At 39.7% G+C, this 6,001-nt stretch carries 3 protein-coding genes; all 3 read right to left on the reverse strand.

The window, feature by feature from the left end:
- Positions 1 to 191: 191 nt before the first annotated feature.
- Positions 192 to 419, reverse strand: a complete 228-nt coding sequence (locus tag QD47_RS25045) for a DUF4177 domain-containing protein (RefSeq protein ID WP_044648661.1) — start codon at positions 417 to 419, stop codon at positions 192 to 194.
- 1,710 nt (positions 420 to 2,129) lie between these two features.
- A complete protein-coding gene (locus QD47_RS30230; protein WP_052646919.1) occupies positions 2,130 to 4,067 on the reverse strand; it encodes a reverse transcriptase domain-containing protein in 1,938 nt (645 codons plus the stop codon).
- Positions 4,068 to 4,779: 712 nt separating this feature from the next.
- Positions 4,780 to 5,796: a DNA cytosine methyltransferase gene (locus QD47_RS25065; protein WP_044648664.1), complete on the reverse strand. Its 1,017-nt coding sequence runs from the start codon at positions 5,794 to 5,796 to the stop codon at positions 4,780 to 4,782.
- Positions 5,797 to 6,001: the final 205 nt, after the last annotated feature.

Consider the following 6,001-nt stretch of genomic DNA (forward strand, 5'->3'; position numbering starts at 1 on the left):
GATTAACACCTCCAAATATTTTTTCGCAACTATTCAGGTAGATAGACCGATGGTTAGGGCGAGAACAAGAGAAGGGAGGAAGCTACATGCTTACCACATTCTTCGTCTGAGTAAAAGGAAGCAGGCTCAAAAAGGCTCATATTTTGTCGTATGAGGGCAAAATAAAAAGCACCCCGAAGGATGCTCATCTGTTAATTATTTCTCTCGAAAACGGCCACATTGCAGAACACGCTATTCTCATCCGTTTGAGGCGTGAAACTGTGAAGCTTCCACCCTTCAAGATACTGACGATTTAATTCCTTTTCCCATTCTGCGATGGGTCCAGGATCAAGAAGTGCATTTACGCGAATAACCTTATACTGCTGCTGAGGGAATTGTCCCATATATGTCCACATCCTTTCGACATCATAATTCGACATCAGGAAGGTTTCTCCTCTTTAATACATTTACTGGGTTTCAGACAAAACTGTTTTACTCCATCCCATCTACCCCATACACAACCTTTGCATTTCTTCGGCTGTTTTGGTGGACCTTTAAACGGTAGCAAAATTCCTTTCTTCTGCTTCTGCTTCTTCTTCAAGACTAAAATCCTTTCAAAAGGCAATAAAAAAAGCCACCCAAATGAGTGACTTGTGTCTGCCTATGTATTTATAGCACCAAAGTAACAGAGGCGCTCATTTAAAACCCGAAAAAAGAAACAGCGATAACACCTATTCCCGCAAGCGGGATGCAAAACGCTGCGCTGTTGCATAAAAGCATTTGTACTTAGTTACTAGAGAGGAAGAACAAGACCATTTTAACGAGACACCGAGAATTAAGTCAAAATACTTAGCAGCAGTAGCACGCTATTATTATTAAGAGAGCTGGTTCAATCTTCTATTTTTTTACTTTCTCACTCTCTATCTCCCTAAGCTTGTTAAGTCAATTTCATTCTCATAAACATAATCATAAAGACTCATGGTATTTGGATCAAACTACCCATTTTTTTATTTTAAACGGGAGGATATATACCATCAATAATAATGCCTATATGTGCCCCTGTATAAATCGTTTTCCAGCCTTTGTATCCTATTGTCCCGATGACGATTGTGAAAAAAATACAGTGAATAGTATCGCTCAAAAAAGTTGTTTCTAAATGATTGAATAGAAAAGTAGTATTTCGGATGAGTTCAATAGTTAAACAATATGATAAAGTCTGATAGTAGGCAAAGAGATCTTTTTGGGACGGTATTCCTAAAAATATTTTCTTCAAATAATGTCGTTTGGAACGAGAGGCAGTTCCTATAGCCGGTACATCAAATGATTGACTGGATGTTGTAAAACGATTTAATATTTTTTTCCTACCTGTAGTAAGGTTCCTACAATAAAACTAAGTAGTATTGAAGTCATCATGATGAAAGTAAAAGGCAATCCAGTTCTAAGAAAATTTTGTCCAAGAATAGATATAATCATGCTTAGAAGGTAAGCTGGTATGCAGCACCAATACAGCGTATCCCATCCTACTAATCCAGTTAAGGTAATTAGAATACCCCATATGCCAAAAATAATCAGAGGGCCCCTTATATAATTGAAATCAATGTGGGAAGTGCACCCGTCATGCAAAACCAAAGCAACAAAATAAAAAATAATTACAATAAGAAAGTTGTACAATCGGTTTATGTTTGTGAACCTAATACTAGGAAAAAAGTTTCGTATATTCATTCCATCCTGCTCCTCTCATAAAGATTTTACTAAGAGGTGTTGTAGTTCGAGAAGGAGGATTAAAATCAAAAAAGGAGCGAGTATGTATGTAGCATACTCGCTCCTTTTTAGTTCCCAACCAAAGTTGAGGAAGGTCCTTCGTAAGAAAGTAAATCAATTAGTGGTGCAACAAAGGTGCTAATTGCTTCTTAATTGTTTTGGCTAAAAATCGAGAAACTCTAAGATCAACGCAATTTTTTAGCATCTCGAAAATGCTCGTCAATGATCCACTAAATATAAAATCGTCTGGACTGGGTAGAAGGAAGGCGAGTTACCTCAGTAGGCACTTTTCACTTCCAGCCCCCGTTAGAACTGTGCAAGCAACTTTCGAAGCACACAGCTCACGACATGTCATGCTACCTAAAACCTGGCATTGGTTTGTTTAGGTTTCAATTGTTTCTTTGTCGATTTGTCTCCTTATGGTGACAATCGTTACAGATTAATAATTTCGGGATCGCTCTCGCCGCTTGTTCCACGGCAGTTCTGGTCTTTCTGCTGGTTCGATTGACTTTTCTTATATGATGAACACTTGATTCACCCTCTCTAAGCTCATTGGCACATGATGCACATAAGCCTTTCTGAGAAGCATGTAGTTCCAAGTATTCTTCCATAGATGAACCTTGCGTCAATTTACCCGTGATTTCTTTGTCACCGTCATTTTTGTCTGAAAACATCCATTCATCAACTGCATTCAGTTTCCTGACTTTATCGGATACTTCTTTGGGTGATTTGTAGTCATGGTCATAGCACTTGCTGAGTACAGCAACTTTGCCTGAAATTTCGAGGACAGTAGAAATCCTTTTGTCCTTATAACCAGGAACCCTGTTATAGTGCTTCTCCATGATACTTGGAATGGTCGATTTACGCTTCCACGCAATCCAATGAAGAACTTTCCAGTAAATCATATGGTCTAACTTATTGGCAGTAGTCTTCCAGTTGTTTGCGATTTGATGATACCTTGACCATCCATTGATAACCCTGTTTAACGCAACGATCACATCAAATTCAGGTGCATTATGGTTATCTCGAAGGACTTTATCAATCTTATCGATAAAGGATTTCTTCTTATCGTCAGGCGTGTAAATCTGAGCAAACCTGTCGTTGAACCCATGTCCATTTTCCGATTTTCTTTGCTTAACATAGTATCCGAGAAACTTGAAGCCTTCCGTTGAATGTGTGATTAGTGTTTTCTCTGGACTTAAATTTAGTTCCAAGTTATCACGGAACCAGTTCGTGATTTCCGTTTTTAGATTCTTTGCATACTCTTTATCGAATCTGCCTAGGGTGATTACGAAATCGTCAGCGTACCGTACATATCCGAAGGATTTATATTTTGGATTTGCATATAACTCATCCTTCTCAACAGATGGTGTTTTAGATTTGATTACCTTTAGTTTTCTAACTAACTTAATGGCTTCGTCTCTGGTGTTCAACACGATGAACCTACGTTTACCTTCATCTTTGCTGAACAGGTCCAGAGTGCTATATGGGAAGCTATCCTTTTCGATGGCTTTTCCAATTCGATGAATCTTGTTTCTCAGGAATCCGTAATCAGGATTTACCTTCTCAGGGCTACGCAGTTTAGAGGACTGCATCTTATCGCTGATGTACTTGTCAAACTCATGGAGATATATGTTAGCCAACACTGGACTGACTATACCGCCTTGAGGTGTCCCTTGATTCGTTTCAAAGATTGGATATTTACCATCGAGTCCAAATCCCATTTGATAGCCGCTCTTCAGAAACTTTGCAATCAGTTGTACAAAGTCTTCATCCGCCACTCTTCTCCGTATAAGATTTAGCACTCTCCCGTGCTTGATATTATCAAAGCACCCCTGGATGTCGCCTTCTAATACCCAATCGAATGTACGGTTAACCACATCATTAATTGCTGTTTGACAGCTATGACGTGGGCGGAAACCATGAGAAACTGGAAGGAAAACTGGCTCGTAAATCGCTTCTAAAATTAACTTGACTGCTGATTGAATAATCCTGTCGTATAGTACAGGTATGCCTAACGGACGCATCTTTCCATTGGATTTCGGAATTTCGATTCTTCTTACAGGCAGTGGTATATAAGACTTGTTGAATAAGCTGGTAGCCAGCTCTTCAAGAACTGATTGTCTCTTTTCGGGAGTTTGAAGGTCATGCTTGGTGAAACTGTCAATCCCCGCCGTCATCGACCCTTTGTTATTCTCAATTTCGCTGTAGGCAAATTCGAGGAATTCAACTCGATACACTAACATGTACAAGTCCTTAAATCTTAGGTCTTTCTTTTCCAATGCCAGTTTCGATAGATAGGCAATTCGTTCTTCTGCTACAAACATGGGGCTTCGCCTCCGTATCATTAGGTTCAATTGCCTGTATACATGCCTCGTGCCATTCACCAGCACCACGAACGGTGTTCACTATCCTTCGATAATGATGTGATAGGGTTATTCCCTCGTATATCCCTTTTCAGGACATTGACTTTCATAGCAGCTTTTGACTGTTACTACCTATCGCAGATTACTCAAGCACATCTTTCGGCATTCAATATTTCATCGAGTATACGTCCCTCTCCATATTGAATCCTTTGCAGGTTATCTACATGATTCTCATAAGGACTTAGGTGGTCTTCCGATGGTTACTATTATCAATAGCTGTGTCCTGTTGAACGTTGCCTGCTGAGATATAACTTCGTTCTAATTGAATAGCTCCAATTACCTTATCAGACAGCCTCCCTATCTGATACGGAACAAGGATATAGCGTTTCATCTGGCTTTCGCTATAGAGTCTATTACATCCTCCACTCATCTCGACTTCATCAATGACCGATTCACCATATCCTTAAACTACCCCGTTGAGAATGCCTCTTGCCTACGCCAAATTCAGCTCACATTCCCGCCGTTTACCCTTCAAGCTGACCCCGATACTGTTTTCATCCAGTGCTACTTGCATGCACCTTCAACTCTCAGTGCGGTTGTGACTATACAAACCGCAGGGAAGGGATTAGGGCGTGGTATTATCTCTATACCACGGTGTCCATTTGAACACATTTCATGCAGACATCATCTGCCGCCAGAGACTGAATAATCTAGCAGTTTCTCTTACTGTTAGGTATCGATTTAAAAGTGGGTGAATGAAAACTTCATCCTGGACGTGAGTTATCGTCGGGGCATGGCCATTTAAGTCTAAACGTTGACAGAAATTAGAAAATTTCTTCTTTTCAGATCGTAGCTCAAGGGGAACCGAATTAATATTTCCTCCTTGTGGAACATGCTTCATACGCTCAAGTGTTTTACTTGTAGGCGTAAAGTACATGTCTTGTTGCGGCTTACCTTCGATATTTTCAAATGCATCCCTAACCGTAGTTAGTTGTGCCAGGTGAGGTATATCAAGATTAGGTTCTGCTCCGTTAAGCCCCAATATGAACGCTCTTTTACGTTTCTGAGGAGACCCTAACGAAGTAGCATCTATCACACGAGTGATGATATTGAAATTGCTTAGACGCTCTTTAAATCGCTTTATCATGATTCCTCCTTTTACGGTAAGAAATCGCTCTACATTCTCGATCAGGAAGCCCTTACACTTGCTCCAGTTAATGATGTTAAGAGTCTGTTCTACTAACGGGTGCTGCAAAGACTCTTCATTCCTAAAATTTTTGATTACATTTAAATTGCTAAAATCGACACAAGGTATGCCAGCTGCTAAAAAGTCAACTTCAGGAATATCTTCTTTGGTGAACTCCATTACATCACGCATAATGATATGATCACCAATATTGTTACGATAGGTCTGAATGTGGTTATCCCTCAAAGCTCTGCTTACAAATCGATCATTTGCAAAAACAATATCATAATTTTCGTCCAAGAACGCTTTATCGATGGAGCCACAACCACTGAAAAGACTCATCATTCTAATTGCTTTTTCTTTAATCTTTGAACTAGCTCGCCCATCCATAGAATCTATAACGTCATTCTTATCCACGTGAAGTAGATCAAAAAGATCTATTTGCTGGTAGTTAACGACTTTTCCGAATTCAGCCAGATTAACAGAGTACTGTTTTTTTTGCATTATGAGCTTTAGACTCTTGGCAGTCTCAAAGTCAATGACATTAGTAGCTTCTTGAGTGGGTTCTAATACTGTGAAAACAATTCTTCCTTGCTGAATCTCTACCTCGATCCTTTGATGTTTGGAGAAAAAATCTTTAACCTCTTATGACGATAGGTAAGAGTTTGATGTTATCTCCCTCTTTTCCCCCGTCTCACACCGGACATGC

Source organism: Paenibacillus terrae, from assembly GCF_000943545.1.
Classification (GTDB): Bacteria; Bacillota; Bacilli; order Paenibacillales; family Paenibacillaceae; genus Paenibacillus; species Paenibacillus terrae_A.

Excerpts from the sequence above, each read along its gene's own strand:
- QD47_RS25045 (WP_044648661.1), bottom strand. The coding sequence starts at position 419 with ATGTCGAATTATGATGTCGAAAGGATGTGGACATATATGGGACAATTC.
- QD47_RS30230 (WP_052646919.1), bottom strand. The coding sequence starts at position 4,067 with ATGTTTGTAGCAGAAGAACGAATTGCCTATCTATCGAAACTGGCATTG.
- QD47_RS25065 (WP_044648664.1), bottom strand. The coding sequence starts at position 5,796 with ATGCAAAAAAAACAGTACTCTGTTAATCTGGCTGAATTCGGAAAAGTC.